Genomic DNA, 21,146 nt, shown 5'->3' on the forward strand with positions numbered 1-21,146 from the left:
TTTTTCACATGGAATTGATAATCATTATTTGTGATTATAACAATATTTTCTGGATTTTTAACTGCTTTTAAATTTCTATTAACGGTTTTTTGAAGCAATGTTTCATTATCTGCAAATTTTAAAAACTGTTTTGGAAATTTTTGTCTTGATAAAGGGAATAGCCTTGTCCCACTTCCACCTGCAAGTATTATTGACTTCATATTTTTAACCTCTTATTTTTATTTTTAGTTTAAATATTTTTAGGTAATTTTGATTTTATTATTGAAAAATATATTTTAGTGTATATAAAGATGAAAATCAAAACAGATATTATTAAAATAGGTGTATTATTATAGAAAAAAACCGCCGGTATTATTCCAAGAGAATTTAATCCCCAAACAAGAGGAGATGTAGCCGGATTTCTATAAATAGGATTATGAGTTCCTAAGAGTTTCTTTACTATGGTTTTATAAAATATAGAATGAAGATGCATGCTATCCGGAGCCATAGAATATGTTTTCTTTAAAAATTTTCTTCTATATATAGAAAATAGCGTTTCATAAATAGGATATATTGCAACCATAACCGGAAACCATGCAGAGACTTGGTTATGATTTTTAACAAGTAAGATAGAAAGTACAGCCATAACAAAACCTATAAAATATGCCCCACCATCTCCGAGAAATATAAGCCCATAAGGATAGTTAAATACAAAAAATCCAAGTATTGCCCCAATCATCACAAATGAAGCAAGTAAAACAAACTGGTCATTGGTTTGATAAGCAATATAAGCAATTGCTAAGAAAATCATTATACTAACACCACCGGCAAGCCCATTAAAACCATCTATTATATTTATAGCATTTGTCAGTCCAACTATCGCAAAGATTGTAAATATAAAGGATATAATAGGAATTGCAATAATTATATCAATATACGGAATATCAAGTCTTATAATCTTTGTATCTAATAGAAAATAAGCTAAACCTGCACCTATAGCCATAAATATAAGCCTTATTTTTGGTTGTAAGCTTTTTGTAATATCTTCCAATATACCGGATAAAAATACCAAAAATGAGCTAACAATAAGCATAATAAAGCTATATTTAGTTTCCAAATTGAAAGCAAAACCATATAAACTCATAAATAAAAATGCCAAATATATTCCCACTCCCCCAAGTCTTGGAGTAGGCCTAACATGAAACTTCTGAGGCCCATGATGAAGATGGTCAGTAATAAGTTTATTTATTCTTTTCGCCAGTTTTATAATCAAAAAATTTATTATAAAGCTTATGATAAAAGATATTAAAAAATGTTTCATTATCTCTCCCCTAAGTTTTATTTTTTATTAAAATTGCAAATTCATATAATGATTTAATATCCGAATTAGATTCATCTATTAATATACTTATCATACTGGCATTATTACCAAATTCTATATCTGAGATAGAGTCTCCCACCATTATAGATTTTTTAAAATCTATATCTGGAAAATCTTTTTTTGCCTGCAACGCCATACCTATTTTAGGTTTCCTACAAATACAATCTTCTTTCTCGTAATCATGTGGACAATAGTATATTTTATCTATTTTAATCTTTTTATCTGATAAGATATTTAACACATTTGAATGTATATCTAATAAATCTTTTTCTGTCATTAAGCCTCTACCAATACCCCTTTGATTTGTTACTATTATTATCTTGCCGAATATGTTATTTAGTATCTCTAAAGCTTCTAAAACCTTTGGTAAAAACTCAAATTGTTGCCAATTCCTTACATAATCACCATCAATTTTTCTATTAATAACACCATCTCTATCCAAAAATAATGTCCAAGTTTTATCTATATTTAAAGTTTTCAAAATCTCTCTTTGCTTTTTCATAATCTTCCGGAATTCCTATATCTATAAAATAATTATCAAATGGAAATCCATAAAAATCATAAACTTTATAATATTTTTCCATAAACTCTTTTTCAAAAGAAAATTTTTCATGAAAATTCAACGACATAAAGAAATTTTTATTTAAAAGATATACCCCACCATTTATAAAACCTTCTTGTTTATAAGCCTTTTCTAAAAAAGCTACTATTTTTTTGTTTTCATCAATCTCTATTGCTCCATATCTATCAAAATTTTTCATAAGTTTTAAAGCCAAACTTAATTTTGAATGTTTACTTATATGAAAATCATAAAACTTATTTAAATCTATATCAAAAAATGTATCTCCATTTAGTATTAAAATTTCCTGTTCTTCGCAAAACTCAATAGCTTGTTTTATAGCCCCGCCTGTTCCAAGAAGTTCTTTTTCTTCAGAGTAAACTATTGCTATATCTTTATATTTGTTTCCAAAATATTCTTTTATAATATCTTTTTTATATCCTACCGCCAAAATTATTTTTTTTATTTTAAAATAATTCAAATAATTAAATAAATACTCTAAAAAAGGTTTTTTATTTATATCAGCCATTGGTTTTGGTAAGTCTTTTACAACACTTTGCAATCTTGTGCCTAAACCACCGGCAAGTATTATAGCTTCTTTAACCATTAAAAAGCTCCCTTTCTACTATTTCACATATAATATGCCCTATGGTTATATGAGCTTCTTGAATTCTCGGAGTATCTCTTGAAGGAACATTAATTAAATATCTACATATCTCTTTCATTTTTCCACCACTTTCTCCGGTCATACCTATTGTTATCACACCGATATCATTTGCAATTTCTATGGCCTTTAAGATATTTTTTGAATTGACGGATGTAGATATGCCTATTAATATATCTCCTTTTCTACCTTTTGCTTTTACAAGTCTCGCATATACTTCATCATAAGAATAATCATTTGCTACAGCTGTAATATAGGATGTGTTTACATGAAGGGCTTCTGCAAAAAGAGGCTCTCTGTCAAAATAAAATCTTCCTGAAAGCTCTGCTGCTATATGCTGGGCATCTGCTGCACTTCCACCATTACCACAAATTAATACTTTTTTATCGTTTTTAAAGGCATTTATAATCTCTTCTGAAACTTTGGAAATAGTAGAAAGAAGCTCTTCATTCTTAAGCATTTTTTCTTTTACTGAAATAGACTCTAATATAGATTCTCTTATGTCTTCATTAAACATCTTTAAACCCTCCAACTTTCTAATCCATATTTTGTAAATTGAAATCTTCTAAATTCACCACCAAAAGGCTGTAAAGATTCTATAACTTTATACCTTGTATTTTTAGGACAATAAAACATCATAAAACCACCGCCACCCGCTCCTGATATTTTACCGCCTGTTGCCCCTGCTTTTTTTGCTGTTTCATAAATTTCATCAATAACAGAGTTTGTAATACCTTCTGCCATCTGTTTTTTATATTGCCAGCCATAATCAAGTATCTCTCCAATCTCATCGAGTTTTCCTTTTAAGATAGCTTCTTTCATCATTATAGCTTGTTCTTTTAGTTTGTGCATAGCTTCTACGGATTTTTCTTCTTTTTTATAAACATTTTTTACCTGTGCTTCAATAATCTTGGATGATAGCCTACTTGTACCGGTATAATAAAGCAAAATATTAAACTGAAGTTCATTAATAATATCGGATTTTATTCTTAATGGATTTACTATAACTTTATCATTTTCATAAAACTCCATAAAATTAAATCCTCCAAAAGTGGCAGCATATTGATCTTGCTTACCACCAGCCATGTTTAAATCTTTTCTTTCTATTTCAAAAGCCAAATGTGCTATATCATATTCCCCAAGAGGAAGTTTAAGCCACTCTGCAAAAGCACCTATAACAGCTACCACTAATGTAGATGAGCTACCAAGCCCAGAACCAGCCGGAGCATCCACATAAGTGGAAAGCTCAAAAGCCAAGGGTTTTTTAGTAAAATCTTTTACAATTCTATTATATATACCTTTTAACAAATCAAGATTGTCATCTATCTCTAAAAATTCAGACGATTTAATCTCAATTTTCTCATTTCTATCAATAGCATTAAATACTATTTTATTATCATCTCTTGGCTCAATAGTAGCATAAGCAAACATACTAATGGTTGCATTCAAAACAGCCCCGCCATATATGTCTGAATAAGGGCTAACATCTGTCCCACCACCGGCAAGCCCAAGTCTCAAAGGCGCACGAGAGCGAAAAATCATGAGAGAACCTCCTCAATAATTCTTAAAAGTTTTTTTTCATAAATAGACCAAGTAAAATTGTTTCTAATGTATTCTCTTGCATTTTTCTTAATCATTTCGTATTTTTCAGGATTTTGATAAATATAATTTATTAATTTTACTATTTCGTCTGGTTTATCGCATACAAAAAAATGTTCACCGTGCTTTGCTCCTATTGGTTTTGCAGCTAAGGAAGATACTATATTTATAGTTCCAAGAGCCATGCTTTCAAGAACTTTATTTTGAATTCCTCCACCTGTTTGCATTGGAGCAACTATACAAAGAGATGATTTTAAAATAACATAAGGGTCATCTACATAGCCCAATATTTTTAGATTTTTATATTTGCTCTCTAATTTTTTTAAACTTTCAGGCGGATAAGCTCCAACTACAACAAATTGCAAATTTTTATTAATCTTAGGAAGAACATTTTCTATAAACCATAGAGTTGCATCAATATTTGGTTGATAGTTCATTTTACCAAAAAACACGATACTATTTTTCCATGTTTCATCTGTTTTATTATATTTTAGTAAATTTTCGTTTACACCATGTGGTATCCAAATCGTTTTCATTGGATTATTAAAATATTTTTCTTCTTCTTGGTTAAAGAATAGTGTTTTGTCAAATTTCTCTATGCACAACTTTTCATAATTTATTAATCTTTTAGATTCAATGCCGTAAATCAATTTCCAAAAAATAGATTTTGTTTTTTCTTTAGATTTAGCATAATTCAAGCCTATAGAATCTGCCATATCTAAAATTTTTGGTTTCTCCTTATTAATAACATAAGCAGATGTTCTTACTAATGTTGCAAAAAGTAAATCATATTCTTTATATACAGAATCTATATACTCCTGCACATCTTTAAAATAATAATAATTAACCTGCAAAGGTAAATTATTGAATAAACCTTTAAATGCATTAAAATAAAAATCTCTTTTTTGTTTTCTAAAAATTTTATAAGTAATTCCTATTTCATCTGCCCAATTGTAAAATTGCTTAGGAATATCCTCTTCCGCAATAGAAACAAGATGGACTTTAAAATGCTTTGATAATATTTTCAAAAGCCAATAATTTTTAAGCCTATCTCCACCTATTGGAGGATATGGAAGGCGGGATGTGAGAAAAAGAATTGTTTTTTTCATTCTGTTATTTCCTTTAAAGTTTTTCTTATTATTCTTAATCTCTTTGAAAATGGATATCCTAAAAAAGAAACTATGTTATATATAAATTTAAGTCTGTTAATTTTTTTTGGGAAATGTTTTTTAAAATAGTAGAATTCACTTTTGACTTTTGTTTTTACTATAAAATCGTTTATATTTTTACTACTTTTTCCTACAAAGTGCGTTATCACAATATCCGGAGTATAAAGAATTTTATATCCCAACTTGTGAACTCTATAACATATTTCCTCATCTTCTGTGTACATAAAAATTTTCTCATCAAAGCCCCCAAGTTTTTCAAAGATATCTCTTCTAAAAATTAAACTACAGCCACTAGCCCAATCGATAAAACTTTCTTTTCTTTCTTCATTAAAATTTTGCAAATAAACATTAATAACTTTAGGCTTGAAAGGTAAGTATTTAAAAATATTTAATAAAAATTTATTATTTCTAACTATTTTTCCTATTTCTAACAAGCGTAAGCTTACAGTAAATAGATTAGTAAATTTTTGAACATTTGGTTGCAAAGAGCCATCTCCATAAATCACCTTTGTAGCAATAACTGCAATTTTTTCATCTTTAGCAAATTTATTGTCTATAATCTGGTTTATATTTTTTGTGTGCAATAATGTATCTGGATTTAATATATATATATATTCTCCTTTTGAATATTTAAATCCTGTATTATTTGCTTTAGCAAAACCCAGATTCTCTTCTAAATAAATATATTTGAAATTATTTAGTTTCTTTTCTAAATTTAGAAAAAATTCTTTACTTCCATCTTTTGAATTATTGTCAACTAATATAATTTCGTATTCATTTTTATCATCAAAAGATTCAATTATTGACTTAATAGATTCATAAGTTAAATTAAGTGTATTATAATTTACTAAAATAAAAGAAATCACGTTTTATTGCCCTCAAAAGTTAAATTTTTATTAAACAAATATCCAATGTTCATCCAATACAAAAAATTATTAAAGAAAAACTCTGTTGTATTAGAACCAATCATATTTATACTTAGACCAATAACGGCTATAAATACTATAAATTTATATTGTTTAAGAGTTGATATATTTATAAACATTGTAAACAGTCTAATAAATAAATATATATAAAATACAAAACCAATTATTCCGGTTTCACTTAAAATTCTAAAATAATCTCCATCAAATACAGGCATAAAATTATGAGCTAAATTCTCATAGTATCTAACAGACTGCCCAACTGTGCCTAAACCCAATCCAGAAGGCAAACTTAAAAAGTTATATAATCCAGCAATCCATTGATCACTTCTTTCATTTATTGCATTTTGACTGCTAAAATACAATAAAGAATTAATCCTCTCTACGAAAAAAGATATAATTTCAGGACTAATGTATACATAAAATAATTGAATAAAAACTATACTAAGAAGCATAAAAATAATACTAAATGTAAAAAAAGATAATATAAGTTTTATATTAAAATTTCTTTTAAATATAACTAAAATAACTAAAACTAAAAATGAAATCCAAAAACTTCTTTGCATAGTCATAAATCCTACAAAAGATAAAAGAAAAATTATCATTAAAAGTTTAAAACTTCTTTTATATAAAAATATTCCCAAGCTATAAGAAACAGCAATTATCATTAATGATGCCAACCCTAAAGATCCAGAAACGGAAGACATCCTAAAAGCCATTGTTCCTTCAATTATTTTAAAAATTATTTCACTTATAAATGAGGGGTAAAACATATAAAAATACATAAATATTCCTAATATTCCATGAATTATTCCTATAAATATGATAGCTTCTACAAAAGCTTCAACAGGAATAATTCTGCTATAAAAAAAACCTATTATAGGAATAATATCCATTACTAAAGCAATAGGTAAATCTACTATTCTTAAAGTATTAAAAACAAATAAACTAAAAAAAGTGAGTATTATAATATAAAAAAAGAATATTAGAAAAGGTATATCATTTAAATAAAATTTGAATTTATTTTTATTTGGATAATATAAAAAAATCATGAAAATAAGAAAAAAAATATATGTACCAAGTAAAATCTTATTTTCCATTAATTTTGCAAAAGCCGGTAAAAGAGAATAAATTAATAAATTTAATTTTAGTAAAGTTTCTTTCTTAACATTTAAGAAATTCATTTGCTACCTTCTTATATTCATCAATTACTTTTTTTTCTGTTGGTAAATTTGACTTTGCTATTGCACTAGCCCTATAAAAAGCCATTGCTAAAGATAAATACAACCCAACCCATCCATCTTTATAACCTTTTTTGTAAATAAATCTTCCCAAAACTTCTCTAAAAAAATGATAAATTATTTTTAATGCAGGTTTTCCTTTATAATTATATTTAGTAGAGTTTACTTCAAAATCAGTGTATCTATTTAATTTATTAATAAATTGCGATACGCTATCATAATTAAAATGAATTATTGATTTCTCTTTATCTACAATATAACCAATCCTCGCGTTGGGTGATATTTTTGTAAAATTATGAACTTCATTTGTATAAGTCATAAATCCTTTTTTAAAAAATCTTGGAATAATATCATCTTTATAACTCCAACCAGCCCCTAAAATTTCTCTCCCAAAGAAAAAATTTCTTCTAGAAATTTTTACAACATCATATTTGTCATATTTAGCTATATTTATTAACTCATCTTTTAATTTAGGCATTACAATCTCATCAGAATCCAATGCCAATATCCAATCATTTGAACATTTAGATAAACCAAATGCTCTTGCAGGATCGGCGTATCCAACATTTTCATGCATATAAACATTGCAATTATACTCTTTTGCTATTTCGAGCGTTTTATCTGTACTATACATATCAACAATAACAATCTCATCGCACCATTTAACACTTTCTAAACACTCTATCAAATATTTTTCAGAATTATATGTATGAATGACACAGGATATTCTAGTTTTATCAATAACACTCATACTAACACCTAATTTATAACTCACTATGATTTATATAATTTTTTCTATATTTACCTATAAGTTCTAAAAGTTTTTTTGCTTGATATTCTCTCGTATATTTTTCCAATAATTTTATATTTATATCAAATTTTGGTTTTTCCTTGCTTTTCAATAAATTTATTAAGTGTTCCTTTATTTTATTCACATCTTTTCCAAAATTGATGCCGTGTCCACTTTCTTCTATTAATCGTCCTGGTGCTGATTTATTTGTAACTCCTATCCCCCATATTTGAGTTCCGGAAAAAAGATATTCAAACAATTTACCAGTAAGTATTCCATCAACATTTTCTGCTTCAAACTCTAAAAATAAAACTACGTGAGCATCTCTTTGCATTCTTAAAGAATCTTCTCTTTTTAAAAAGCCAAGATGCTTGACCCATTTTGAAACATTATATTTTAAAATAAGCTTATCTAAGTTGTCTTTTCCTCCTCCAATAAATATTACCTCTAAATTATTTAGCAAATGCTTATAATTGGAATTATATATTTGTCGGATTGCTTCAAATAAAGGTGATGGATCTCGTGTTTTTGTATCTAGTGAACCAGTATAAACCAATCTAACTTTATTATCTCCCCAAATTTTTTCAGCCGGTGTATTTTTAACGTCTTCCAGATCGAATCCATTCTCTATTATTTCAACATTTGAAATACCATACTTTTCTTTTAATTGATTTGCAAGTGGTTCACTTACAGTTGTGATTAAATTTGCAGTAGTGTTTATTTTTCTTTCAAGATATTCTTCAAGGAGTCTAAATGGAAACAAACCTTTAAACATATGACTTTGGGTCCATAAATCTCTATAGTCTGCTACCCAAAAACAAGAGGAATTAAATTTTTTGTAACGTAGAGCAATTAAATGATTTGCATAAGGAGGATATGTTGAAACTACTATATCAAATTTTTCATTTTTAATGACATTTAAAGCATCTTTTACCCAAAAATCAAATAAGTTTGGAAATCTTGCATCAAAAGATATTATACCTCTGGAATCAAAAAATGTTTTTAATTTAATTAAAATTAAATTTGTTATTTTATGATTCTTATTAATAATATGCTTGTCATTTTGGTATCCAATTTTATTTTTAATATTATCACGAAATATATTTTCAACTTCAATAACCTTAAATTCACTTATATCAAAATTTAAATCATTTGACCTCTTTATTTTTTTTGTAGTAAGAACTGTTACATCATGTCCCATCCTTGACCAATATTTTGCCCAACTATAAGGTCGTAAAGAACCTATGGCATTCATTGGTGGGAAATAATGAGTTATAATTAATATGTTTTTCTTATTCATTTATCAACTCCCCCACTATTTTCCCACTTGCCCTACCATCACCATATAAATTTAGTGGATAGTGGTTAGTGGTTAGTGGTAGGTTATTTGTAAATTTTCTATAAGCTCCTAAGATTTTTTCTTTCTCTGCTCCCGCTAAGATATTTGCTCCTATCTCAACCAACTCTACCCACTCTGTTTCATCTCTTAATGTTATGCATGGTTTTTTGAAAAAATAAGCCTCTTTTTGAAGTCCTCCGCTATCTGTCATAACCATTTTGCAGTTATCTAAAAGCCAAATCATCTCTAAATAACTAACAGGCTCTATTGTTATAACATTTTTTGGGTTTATGTTGTTATTTTCTATTATCTTTTTTGTTCTTGGATGAAGTGGTAAAATTACAGGTATTTCTTTAGATATTTCTTCAATTGCTTCAAAAATATTTTTCAATCTTTCTATATTATCAGTATTTTCTTCTCTGTGGATAGTGCAAAGGATAAAGTGATTAGTGATAGTGGAGAGTGGAGAGTGATAGTGGATAGTAAAGAGTGAGAGTGGTTTTTTTGCGAACTGTTTATAATAAAGGGCTACATCATACATTACATCGCCAACGTTAGAGATTAGTTGATAGTTGTTAGTGGATAGTTTAAAAGGAAAGCCTTCTTTTTTTAGATTTTCAACAGCAGTATCTGTTGGACAAAATAGCCATTTACTTACTCTATCTGTTAAAACTCTATTTATTTCTTCCGGCATTTTCATATTAAAACTTCTGAGCCCTGCTTCTACATGGGCAATGGGAATATGTAGCTTGCTTGCTGCAATAGCTCCGGCTAATGTTGAGTTTGTATCACCATAAACAAGCACCACATCCGGTTTTTCTTTTAGCATTACTTCTTCAAGTTTTATAATCATCTCACCTGTCATTGCTCCATGAGATTTCCCACCAATCCCAAGATAATAATCCGGCTTTGGTAAATCAAGTTCCTCAAAAAATACATCACTCATATTGTAATCATAATGTTGTCCGGTATGAACTATAATTTCAGTGATAGTGTTAGCATTAGTGATAGTGTTTAGTGATAGTTTTTTATTTTCTCCTTCACTATCACTATCCACTGTCACTTTTCCACTATCCACTATCTCTTTTCCACTATTAAACTGCTTAATAGCTCTACTCACTGCACCGGCTTTTATAAATTGTGGTCTTGCTCCAAGAACGGTTAGGATTTTCATTGGTTACTCCCTTTAAAATCTTTATTAGATAATATCTCTTCTAAATATTTTGCGAATTTTTCATAATTTCTATCTGCACTAAATTTTTCTAAGAAAATATCACGAGAATTTTTCCTAAATTTAATATACTCTTCAATATTACTTTTTAGTAAAATTGCTTTTTTAAATACTTCTTTAAACTCTTCATATGAAGGATTTGAAGATAATAAAAAGCCATTCTTTTCATTTTCAACAATTTCACCAATTCCACCCACATTAGTTGCAATAATCGGAAGTCCTACACTACATGCTTCCATTAAACTAACAGGCACTCCCCCCTCGCTTTTAGTTAAAGTAATAAAATAATCAAAAGGATTATTTTTGTAATAATTAAAAATTTCATTATTTTCAAGATATCCAACAAAATGAATTTCAAATAACCTATGTTTTAATTTTTCAGATAATAATTTTAAGTTTTCTTCTAAAATTCCGGAGCCAATATGATGCCATTCTATTTTTATATTAAACTCTTTGGAATATTTAGATAAATATTCTATTATTAAGTTAATTCTTTTAACAGGAACCATGAGAGAACAAGATACAATTTTTATTGCATTGGAAGTATTTAATGGATTTTCAACATTACGATCTTCTATTCCCAAATAACTATTTATGATATTTTCGGTCTTATATTTATTTTTTAAATAATTAAATCCTTGCATTGAAACTGTAAATACTTTATCTATTTTTTTTATATCTGTTTTTCTAAAAGGAATATATCCATTTCTTCGAACTTCCTCATACAAATCATATCTATGAACCCTTGTTATAACTTTTAAATTAAATTTCTCTTTTAAATTCAGCAAAGCTGTTGTTGCAAAGTCAAACCAATATGTATAATAAAGATATTCACGGTTCCATTCACCTGACTTTAGCTTTGATTCTATTATTTTTTCTATCCATTTTGATTTTGTATGATAAGCTATTAAACTTTTTAAGTGATTTTTATTTTTTATATTGGTTAATTCTTGGAAAAAGAATTTATCAACTTTTATAGCATTGAAAAATAATTCTTTATATTTATTAAATTTAAAATCATTATCATATAAAAATACATTGTTTAATTGCGACACTAAATTCCTTTTTTTCTCCGTTTCCTTTCCTAAAGGAAATATAATTATTTTAAAATATTTGGAAAGAATTTTTAGCTCTGGTTCTACAAATGGATATTCTCCAAATTGCGAATAAGGATAAGAATTTGTAAAAAGGACTATTGTTTTCATTTTAATACCTCTTTTGATTTTGTTATAATTAACACAATTATAATAAAAATAAACAACAAAAAACTCATACCTAAACTTAACATCTTAATTACAAATAAAAAATCGTATGTTTTTAGAAAGAAAAATGTCAAAATAGGTAAAATATTGTAAAAAACTGCAAATATCAGTAAAATTTCTTGAAGATTTAATCGGATAAAAATTGTAGAAAGAGGAGAAGTTATAAAATTTAAAAAAATCCAAGGAGTCATAAAAGAAGCTATCTGTCCAGCTAATTTCCATTTTTCACCAAATACTATACTAAAAATAAAAGGTGCAAATATATAAATTATCAAAAATATGGGAGAAAAAAATAAAATTGTTTTTAATATAAAGTTTTTTACTATATTATACAATTCACTTTCTTTCGCATTAGAAATTTTTTGAAAAAAAACTTGTGAAATAGAACTACCTATTAGAGAACTTGGAAACTGAACCATTCTGCGTCCTAAGGAGAATTGACCCAATGTAGCAACGGAATAGAAAGTATTTATTAAAATATTAATTATAGATTCTCTTAATCCATCTAAAATAGCATTTGGTAAATTATACAAAGGCAATTTTTTATATTTTTTTGCATTGGCTATAATTTTTATTTTATAGACATGATTAAATAAGTTCAATTTTTTAACATTTATAAATAGTTTAGTATTTGAAACCATTTGCGATATAATTTGCCCACTTATAAGCCCTAATGCTCCGGCTTTTAAAAATCCTAAACTAAGTTGAGCTATTGCTCCTGCGATTGATTTATAAACATTTGCTTTAGCTAAATCTTTATATTGTTTCATTCTATTGTTGAAATAATTTAGCAAATTAAAGATCCCCATCAAAAAAACAGTCAAAGGAACAAAATATAACCAAGGAGATATTTCTTTGTTATTTAAGAGTTTTAAAATATAATCATGAAAGATTAAAATTATAATTAATAGTGTTAAACTAATAACTACATTTATGATAAATCCAAGTGCAAAAATATTTATAGCGTCCTCATCTTTTTTAGGAAGCATTATCGCAAGTTCATATCTTCCATTTGCAATAGTTCCAAATATAGAAACAATAGCCATAAACAAAGCAAATACTCCAAAATCTTCCGGAGTATAAAGTCTTGTAAGAATAGGGCTTATGGCTATGGGAATAGCCTGAGCTATAGTTGTACCTGTCATTAATGTTAAAACATTTCGGGTAAATTCAGATTTTGGTAGTAAACGTGAGGCGTCAGACGTGAAACGTGAAACGTGGAACTTGGAACGTGAAACGTCCTTAGGCATTTTGACTCCTCAAGTATTTGATGAGTCCTAATATTTTGCTTTTAATCTTCTCTATAATTTCAAATAAATTTTCATGTTCTTTATTAAGATAGCCAAGAGATTTTGAGATTATAAGTTGAGTATCTAACTCAGATAATGAACCTAATGCAATATACAAAAACTGAATAAACTCTTTTTTACTATTTCTTGCAGCACCTTCAGCTATATTACTTGGCACAGAAATTGCACACCTTCTAATTTGTGCTGTTAATCCATATATCTCTTCTTTTGGAAACTTAGCTGTTATTTCATATATCATCTTAACTAATTCTATTGATTCTTTCCAAATATCTAAATCTTTATGTGTTTTCATACCTCATTCCTCGTGGAACGTGAAACGTAAAACGTGAAATGTGAGACGTTTCACGTTTAACCTCTCACCTCTCACCCATAATTTTCAAATTATCGATCACTTTCTTTATTTCCTCTTCCCCATACAGTGGCTCAATCGGTAGGCTTAATACGCTTTGTGAAGCGATTTCACTGTTTTTTAAATCCCCGAAAATTTCCATCCGGTTGTTTATAAAAACTTTCATCTTATAAAGTGGTACAGGATAGTACACCATAGTTTGTATACCTTTATCAATAAACATTTTCTGAACTTTTTCCCGGTTTTTATCTTTTATTCTTATCGTATATTGATGATATACATGATAAGCTTTATCAAGGACTTTTGGAGTTATTATCCAATCTATATTTTGTAGATTTTCATCATAAAATTTTGCTATCTTTCTTCTTCTTTCCGTAAATTCATCTATATATTCCATTTTTGCAAGCAAGATAGCAGCCTGCAGAGTATCAAGCCTTGCATTGTAACCTATATGGTCTACATTGTATTTATCTTTACCGCCATGTTTTATAAGCATTGAGATTAACTCATATAACTTTTCATCATTTGTGGTTATCATTCCACCATCGCCAAATCCACCAAGATTCTTAGAAGGGAAGAAACTAAAACATCCGGTATCTCCAAAAGAACCGGTATATTTTCCATCCCACTTAGCACCAAAGCTCTGAGCACAATCTTCCACTATAAATAAATCATTTTCTTTTGCAATTCTTACTATCTCATCCATATTGCAAGGTTGACCATAAAGATGAACCGGAACTATACCTTTTATTCTTTTTCCATACTTCTTTATTGCCTTTTCCACAAGCTCAGGATTTATATTGTAAGTGTCTAAATCTATATCAACAAATAAAGGTGTTGCACCGGCTCTTAATATGCTATCTCCGGTTGCAGTAAAAGTAAAAGGAGTAGTTATGATTAAATCTTCTTTATCCCAATATTCCTGATTTTTATTCTTTATAGCCAAAGCCCTTAAAGACAACACTAAAGCATCTGTGCCGGAAGAACATCCTATGGCATATTTAGTGTCAATGTAGCTTGCTACTTTTTGTTCAAGCTCTTTAACTTCTGGACCAAGAATGTAGTTTGCAGATATACAGTTTTTCAAGATTGCATTTTCTAAATCTTCAACATAACTTATATATTCAAGCTTTAAATTTAACAAAGGCAGTTTTTCTTCTATGTCTAAATTGAAACCATCTATATTTGTTGCTCTATTAAATTCTTTAATTAATAACATATCATTTGTTAATATAAAACAATCTTTACCTATTCTTTCGCATACAGAAATTAATATTCCATCTTCTATATCTTTATATTTAGTTGAATTTAAATTATCTTTGCCGGTTGTAGAAATTATGTTTATTTTATAATTTCTTAAAAACTCTTCTATTTTTTGATTTATGTTAGCTTCTTTTAAAAACCTTCTTAATATATAAAAAATTGTATCATATTGATACGATACAATTAAATATTTGAATTTTTCCTTATTTTTTTCTAAAAAATTTTTTACTTTGTTATGAAAAGATCTATCTTCTATGAAATAATCAAGCACTATATTTGTATCTAAAATAATATATTTCATTCTTCCTCCAACTTTTCTTTAAAGTAAGAAAACTTATAATATTGAGGCCAGATTTTGTGTTCCAAATAATTTGGATAATTCTCTATATTTTTTAGCTCTTCCAAATCTCTTACATCTATTTCTCCCCTCATATCAAAAGATTTTTCAGCAAGCATCATTACTTCACTTTGTTCTTTAGTTAATTGATTTTTTACATAGAAAATAATAATCACATTACCTTTGTATTTCTTTTGATAATTTTTCTTAAAAGCAAGAGAAAGTGTAGACAAAAAGAATAATTTATTTTTATCTGTATATTCATCAATAAAATGAATTAAAAAAATATCATTTAAATATTTTACTAACAAATCAGGATAAAAATCTAAAACATCAAGCTCTTCCGGATTCAATATCTCAAATATACCATAATCAGAAAATTGCTTTTTTAACTTGTTTATTTCAAAATACTTTGTTAATTCAATAGGTAAAACTTTTAAATTATTCATTTTATTCCTCTTCTTTACGTATCTAAATTTTAGATAATATTAGTATTCCAAAGTATATTATAATCCATATTTTTCCCTAAGTGCATTTTCTAAAGCCTCTTCATCTGATATTTTTGATATGTTTTCTTTATCTCCATATATTTTTTTCAAAAAATCTAAAAATTCTGTAGATTCCTCTTCTTTTATTTCTACTAATATTTCTTCTTTATCTTTTAACTCATCTACTAAAGGAATTAAAAATCCTTCCTTCACTCTTTTAGCCTTGATTTTCATATCTTTTCCTCTACCGGATAAAATTTATCATTATTTAAAATATATATGCTACTGCAATTAGGACAAGAGATTTTTATTTCGCTGTCTTTTTTTTCTATTATATTACCTTTTATCTTATTTTTATTCACAAGCACAACACCACACTTACAAACCCAACCTGTTCTTTTTGCCGGAACTCCGGTATATAAAGCATAATCTTCCACATCTGAAACAACGACTGCTCCGGCACCTATCATTGCATATTTTCCTATTGTATTTCCACAAACTATTGTTGCATTTGCTCCTATTGTAGCTCCGGTTCTTACCAATGTTTTTTTAAATTCATGTTTTCTTTCTATAAAAGCCCTTGGAGTTAAGACATTTGTAAAGACACAGGAAGGACCACAAAATACATAATCTTCAAGCTCTACACCTTTATAAATAGATACATTATTTTGTATCTTACAGCCATCTCCTATCTTAACATCCGGACCTATCATGCAATTTTGCCCAATTATGCAATTTTCCCCTATTTTGGTATTTGATAAAATATGAGAAAAATGCCATATTTTAGTGCCTTTTCCTATTTCTACAGGCTCATCTACGTAAGATGATTCGTGCACAAAGTAGTGATTAGTGATAGTAGTTGAGTGGTTAGTGATAGATTCTGATTGGTTAGGTGTATTCTTTTTATTCATGGTTTGCTTTCCTTTTTAAAGAATTTATTAGCCCTCATCCAAGCTTTTCCTCTGCTAATGGATGTGCTCTTTCATTAAATCCAACCGGCTTTAGATTTCTAATCTGATACACAAGCTCTATGGATGGCCTTGCATCATTAATTCCAAAACCACCACCATTTAATATATCTTGATATACAACTGTATGTAAATCTGTAAATCCTTCAGAAAATTCTATTTCCTCTCCATCAAATGTTATAGACCTGTAAGTTCTTTGCCCTTTTTGTTTAATATGTTCCGGTAAATCATTATAATCTACTGATAAAAACCATCTTACATTTGCCTTTTCAAGCTCAATAAATCCTGCCATTTTTTTCAATGGTTCAGAATAATGAACTTCTGTATGTTTTACATCTCCAAATATCCATATAAGCATATCAAAAAAATGGATTCCTATATTTGTTGCTACTCCACCAGATTTTTCCAATACACCTTTCCATGAGATAAAATACCATTTTCCTCTTGAAGTTATATATGATAAATCCACATTATATTTTTTACCTTTTTGCTGATACTCTTTTTGAATCTTTTCTCTAAGAGCAATTATAGAAGGATGAACTCTTAGTTGAAGTATGTTATAAACTTTTTTTCCGGTTTCTTTCTCTATTTCTTCAAGTCCATCTAAATTCCATGGATTTAAAACAAGAGGTTTTTCACATATAGCATCTGCTCCACTTCTCAAAGCCCACCTTATATGAGCATCATGAAGATAGTTAGGTGAGCAGATAGAAACATAATCTATCTTTTCTCCTTTTCTTTTAAGTTTATCTATATGTCTATCAAATCTTTCAAATTCTGTAAAAAAATCAGCATCAGGAAAATAAGAATCAATAATTCCTACACTATCACATCTATCCATAGCTGCTACAAGAATATTTCCTGTATCTTTGATTGCCTTCATATGTCTTGGTGCAATATAACCCCCTGCTCCGATTAATGCAAATCTCTTCATTATTATAGCCTCCAATATAAAAATCCTTCTTTGATAGCTTTCTCTTTGTTATATAAGCCTTTTACATCTATTAAAACCGGATTATTACCCATCAGCTCTTTATATTTTTTGAAATCAATCTCTTCTATAAATGGTTTATGTTTTACTGCTACTATGATGGCATCATAAGGTGCTTTCTCTTCTATATTTTGAAGAAGTTCTACGCCGTATTCTTCTTTTACCTCTTCCGGATAAGCAAACGGGTCGTGGATATATACATTTATGCCATATTCTTTTAGTTCATTATATATATCTATCACTTTTGTATTTCTTATATCTGATATATTTTCCTTAAATGTTAAGCCAAGGATTAAAACTTTACTTCCTTTTACTGCTTTTTCTGCTTTTATTAATTTTTTAACCGTATTTTCTGCTACATATTTTCCCATATAATCATTTACTCTTCTTCCGGCAAGTATAACTTCCGGATGATATCCTATACTTTGAGCTTTAAATGTTAGATAATATGGGTCTACTCCGATACAGTTATGGGTTATTATTCCATTTGTTGTAACATAATTATGTATCTTATCTACTTCTACCGAATATATCTCTTGTTCTTTTTCAAAATATTCAATCTCTTTAACCTTTACGATTATAAGTCCATCTGATTTTTCATAATTTCTTGAATCATAATATCTCTTTGTTCTTTTTATTGCATTTTCTATTTTCTTTTTCTTTTCATCTAAGAAGAAATCTTTGCATTTTAATAAATCTCTTACTGCATTTATTTCTAATAATCCTTTTCTTTTTTGTATGAAAGGCATAATATCAAAATGTTTTAATAATAATACAACCTGCTGGAATAATTTTTCAGAAGCAGAATAATAAGAAATCTTTCTCGGATAGCTAAATCCAGCATCTCCCCTAAATATTCCTTTTAAAACTTCTAATCTTATATTATCCTGATTAAACATTATTGTATCAGGAATATTTGCATCATAACTATTTTTTCCAAGTTCTAAATACTCAAAAAGTTTTACAAGCGGTTTATTTGATATTTTTATTGTTCTTGCTTTAAATTTCTTATCATCATATACCGAATATTTTATTTCAAACTTTTCAAGTATATTCTTTAAATCTTGCTCTAACTCTTTTTCTTCTTTATTTATGGTAAATCTAATTTTATAACTTTTATCTTTTGTTATACAGCCTTCTGATAGATAATATCCTATTAATCTCGCAAAATCTTCATCTATCTTTATTACTGCCGGAATTTTTGAAAATGAATTGCCTTTGCCGGTTGCAATATAAAGCTGTTTTTCATCTAAATTTAGTTTATCTCTAATTAAAAGATATTTATCTATCGGTAAATAATCCCAATATAGATAATTAGAAACTTTTACTCCTAAGTATTTTTTGTTGATAAATTGTTTATAATCTTTCCATGAGCCATTTTTTAATTTTATTTTTATATCTTTTTCATCTTTTAGAATATCTATAAGGTTAATTTCTATATCTTTGTATATTGTAGGAAGTTTTGATATTACAGGAATTTTGTCTCCTATTTTTAGCTGATTTGCAAGTTTTATATTATATTGCTCATTTTCTTTAACTATCATCGGGTGTTTATCCGAAAAAGTAAGCTCATCTCCTGTAGATGTTTTAATTTTTATAAATTTGCTATATCTTCTTTTGGTAAAAACATTTGCCTTTTGGAATGTAAAACTTTCTGTAAATGGGTCAAAGCTAAGTAAATTTATCTCTTCTTTTGGAAATCTAAAAGTTGTTCCCATATAATTTATATCTTTGGAGTGTATATTTTTATTTAATTCTTCAAAACTATATGTTTTTATTTTATTTCCGTGTTTTACAAATATATATTCATTTCCGGTTTGACAATGTCCCCCAACAAGCCCCGGTTCAAATCTTAAAAAGTTCCATTTTGTTGATGCGGCTTCAAGGACTTCTTTTGTATCTATTCCCATTTTGTTAAATATAATAGAAAGTTCATTCATAAGGGCTATATTTAAATCTCTCTGGGTGTTTTCTATTACTTTTGCTGCTTCTGCTGTTTTTATATTAGGTGCTTTATGTATTCCGGCTGTTATAACACTTCCGTATAATTTAGATAAAAATTCTGTAATCTCCGGTGTATCTCCGGCAACTACTTTTATTATTTTATCTATCGTGTGAAGTTTATCCCCCGGATTAACCCTTTCAGGAGAATATCCTACATTAAAATCAACCTTCCATTTTAAACCACTTTCTTGCTCTAATATCGGGACACATTCTTCTTCGGTAAGCCCCGGATATACGGTAGATTCATAAACAATTATTGAGCCTTTTTGCATATATTTCCCTACAGTCTTTGTTGCAGATTTAACAGGTCTTAAATCCGGTATATTATGCTCATCAATAGGTGTTGGAACTGTTATTATTATAACTTTTGCTTCTGAAATCTTTTCCGGATTAGTTGTAAATTCTATACTGCAATTTTTTAATTTTTCCGGTTCTACTTCTCTTGTTCTATCATATCCTTGTTTTAGCTCTTCTATTCTTTTTGGATTTATATCAAATCCAATCACATTATATTTTTCATTAAATAAAACTGCCAAAGGCAATCCTACATACCCGAGCCCTACAACACATATTTTCTCATTTTTTTGAAAATCTTCAATATTCAATTAAGCTCCTCCTTAATTGTTTTTATCTATCTTATCAAAATTAAGGATATCCATATATTCCCATTCTTTATAAGCCATTGCGTATATTTTTTGCTTTGTTAGATAATTTACTATATCTTCTTCCAATCTCAAGCTTGCAAAGATGGGAATGAGTTTATATTCCCTGTATTCCGGAAATAAAGTTAAAAATCTATCTATTTTCTTGTCCTTAAACTCATTTATATAATCAATTTTTGGTGTAGATTTAACTTCTACTAAGAACACAGTTTTACAATCATCACTAACTGCTATAACATCAAACTCATCTTTTAATCCGGTTTTTATGTCCTTTTTCTTTCTATTAACCTGTAAATCATTTACTTCACAATTAAAATATTGTTTTATAACCGGAGAAACAGCCGGAGCTATAATGTCTTCAACAATTGTTCCGAGTTTATTTGCTAACTCACCCCATTTTTTATTCATATCTTTATTTTGCTTTCTGTTTTCTTCTTTAAATTCTATCATTTCTTTGGATAATCTTTGCAATTCTATAGTCAATCTTTGCAACTCTATAGATAATCTTTGCAATTCGATGGACAATCTTTGTAATTCAAGCTCAGTCTTCTGTTGTGTTTTTATAAGTTCTGCCATTAATTTCTCAAGCCTATCTACCCTTTCTTTTATTGTAGCCATCTCAATTCTCCGGAGTTAT

General features: G+C 28.0%; 22 protein-coding genes. All 22 read right to left on the reverse strand.

Annotation, left to right across the window (positions count from 1 at the left end; genetic code table 11):
* Window positions 1-200, reverse strand: a 200-nt coding sequence (locus QOR43_RS06420; protein ID WP_283571453.1) for a sugar phosphate nucleotidyltransferase, incomplete at its 3' end; no start/stop codon positions are given.
* A gap of 29 nt (window positions 201-229) precedes the next feature.
* Window positions 230-1,300: an MraY family glycosyltransferase gene (locus QOR43_RS06425; protein ID WP_265134200.1), complete on the reverse strand. Its 1,071-nt coding sequence runs from the start codon at window positions 1,298-1,300 to the stop codon at window positions 230-232.
* A gap of 10 nt (window positions 1,301-1,310) precedes the next feature.
* On the reverse strand, window positions 1,311-1,862 hold the full coding sequence (locus QOR43_RS06430; RefSeq protein ID WP_265134199.1) for a D-glycero-alpha-D-manno-heptose-1,7-bisphosphate 7-phosphatase: 552 nt from the start codon (window positions 1,860-1,862) through the stop codon (window positions 1,311-1,313).
* Window positions 1,819-2,526: a nucleotidyltransferase family protein gene (locus QOR43_RS06435; protein ID WP_265134198.1), complete on the reverse strand. Its 708-nt coding sequence runs from the start codon at window positions 2,524-2,526 to the stop codon at window positions 1,819-1,821. The genes QOR43_RS06430 and QOR43_RS06435 overlap by 44 nt, the downstream gene beginning before the upstream one ends.
* A complete protein-coding gene (locus tag QOR43_RS06440; RefSeq protein WP_265134197.1) occupies window positions 2,519-3,100 on the reverse strand; it encodes a D-sedoheptulose-7-phosphate isomerase in 582 nt (193 codons plus the stop codon). The genes QOR43_RS06435 and QOR43_RS06440 overlap by 8 nt, the downstream gene beginning before the upstream one ends.
* 2 nt (window positions 3,101-3,102) lie before the next feature.
* Window positions 3,103-4,125, reverse strand: coding sequence for a GHMP family kinase ATP-binding protein (locus tag QOR43_RS06445; RefSeq protein WP_265134196.1), 1,023 nt, complete (start codon window positions 4,123-4,125; stop codon window positions 3,103-3,105).
* Window positions 4,122-5,291, reverse strand: a complete 1,170-nt coding sequence (locus tag QOR43_RS06450; protein WP_265134195.1) for a glycosyltransferase family 4 protein — start codon at window positions 5,289-5,291, stop codon at window positions 4,122-4,124. The genes QOR43_RS06445 and QOR43_RS06450 overlap by 4 nt, the downstream gene beginning before the upstream one ends.
* Window positions 5,288-6,217, reverse strand: coding sequence for a glycosyltransferase family 2 protein (locus QOR43_RS06455; RefSeq protein WP_265134194.1), 930 nt, complete (start codon window positions 6,215-6,217; stop codon window positions 5,288-5,290). The genes QOR43_RS06450 and QOR43_RS06455 overlap by 4 nt, the downstream gene beginning before the upstream one ends.
* The gene (locus QOR43_RS06460) at window positions 6,214-7,374 is read right to left on the reverse strand and encodes an O-antigen ligase family protein (RefSeq protein ID WP_283571454.1); all 1,161 of its coding nucleotides are present in this window, start codon (window positions 7,372-7,374) and stop codon (window positions 6,214-6,216) included. Before QOR43_RS06460 ends, QOR43_RS06455 begins: the two co-directional genes overlap by 4 nt.
* Before the next feature lie 64 nt (window positions 7,375-7,438).
* Window positions 7,439-8,266, reverse strand: coding sequence for a glycosyltransferase family 2 protein (locus QOR43_RS06465; RefSeq protein ID WP_265134256.1), 828 nt, complete (start codon window positions 8,264-8,266; stop codon window positions 7,439-7,441).
* A gap of 13 nt (window positions 8,267-8,279) precedes the next feature.
* Complete coding sequence (locus QOR43_RS06470; RefSeq protein WP_265134192.1) at window positions 8,280-9,605, reverse strand: glycosyltransferase; 1,326 nt, start codon at window positions 9,603-9,605, stop codon at window positions 8,280-8,282.
* Window positions 9,598-10,818, reverse strand: coding sequence for a non-hydrolyzing UDP-N-acetylglucosamine 2-epimerase (wecB, locus tag QOR43_RS06475; protein ID WP_265134191.1), 1,221 nt, complete (start codon window positions 10,816-10,818; stop codon window positions 9,598-9,600). Before wecB ends, QOR43_RS06470 begins: the two co-directional genes overlap by 8 nt.
* Window positions 10,815-12,080, reverse strand: a complete 1,266-nt coding sequence (locus QOR43_RS06480) for a glycosyltransferase (RefSeq protein ID WP_265134190.1) — start codon at window positions 12,078-12,080, stop codon at window positions 10,815-10,817. Before QOR43_RS06480 ends, wecB begins: the two co-directional genes overlap by 4 nt.
* The gene (locus tag QOR43_RS06485; RefSeq protein WP_265134189.1) at window positions 12,077-13,387 is read right to left on the reverse strand and encodes a lipopolysaccharide biosynthesis protein; all 1,311 of its coding nucleotides are present in this window, start codon (window positions 13,385-13,387) and stop codon (window positions 12,077-12,079) included. Before QOR43_RS06485 ends, QOR43_RS06480 begins: the two co-directional genes overlap by 4 nt.
* On the reverse strand, window positions 13,380-13,739 hold the full coding sequence (locus QOR43_RS06490) for a four helix bundle protein (protein WP_265134188.1): 360 nt from the start codon (window positions 13,737-13,739) through the stop codon (window positions 13,380-13,382). Before QOR43_RS06490 ends, QOR43_RS06485 begins: the two co-directional genes overlap by 8 nt.
* 64 nt (window positions 13,740-13,803) lie before the next feature.
* Complete coding sequence (locus QOR43_RS06495; protein ID WP_265134187.1) at window positions 13,804-15,360, reverse strand: DegT/DnrJ/EryC1/StrS family aminotransferase; 1,557 nt, start codon at window positions 15,358-15,360, stop codon at window positions 13,804-13,806.
* Window positions 15,357-15,845, reverse strand: coding sequence for a hypothetical protein (locus QOR43_RS06500; RefSeq protein WP_265134186.1), 489 nt, complete (start codon window positions 15,843-15,845; stop codon window positions 15,357-15,359). The genes QOR43_RS06495 and QOR43_RS06500 overlap by 4 nt, the downstream gene beginning before the upstream one ends.
* Before the next feature lie 57 nt (window positions 15,846-15,902).
* A complete protein-coding gene (locus QOR43_RS06505) occupies window positions 15,903-16,118 on the reverse strand; it encodes a hypothetical protein (RefSeq protein WP_265134185.1) in 216 nt (71 codons plus the stop codon).
* Window positions 16,115-16,795 (reverse strand): acyltransferase, encoded by a 681-nt coding sequence (locus QOR43_RS06510; protein WP_265134184.1) that lies wholly within the window; start codon window positions 16,793-16,795, stop codon window positions 16,115-16,117. The genes QOR43_RS06505 and QOR43_RS06510 overlap by 4 nt, the downstream gene beginning before the upstream one ends.
* 34 nt (window positions 16,796-16,829) lie before the next feature.
* The gene (locus tag QOR43_RS06515; protein WP_265134183.1) at window positions 16,830-17,786 is read right to left on the reverse strand and encodes a Gfo/Idh/MocA family oxidoreductase; all 957 of its coding nucleotides are present in this window, start codon (window positions 17,784-17,786) and stop codon (window positions 16,830-16,832) included.
* Window positions 17,787-17,788: 2 nt separating this feature from the next.
* Window positions 17,789-20,452 carry a nucleotide sugar dehydrogenase gene (locus tag QOR43_RS06520; protein WP_265134182.1) on the reverse strand — a complete coding sequence of 888 codons (2,664 nt, stop codon included), beginning with the start codon at window positions 20,450-20,452 and terminating at the stop codon, window positions 17,789-17,791.
* A gap of 12 nt (window positions 20,453-20,464) precedes the next feature.
* Window positions 20,465-21,127, reverse strand: a complete 663-nt coding sequence (locus tag QOR43_RS06525; protein WP_265134181.1) for a coiled-coil domain-containing protein — start codon at window positions 21,125-21,127, stop codon at window positions 20,465-20,467.
* Window positions 21,128-21,146 lie beyond the last annotated feature (19 nt).

It is taken from the genome of Venenivibrio stagnispumantis (assembly GCF_900182795.1).
Taxonomy (GTDB): domain Bacteria; phylum Aquificota; class Aquificia; order Aquificales; family Hydrogenothermaceae; genus Venenivibrio; species Venenivibrio stagnispumantis.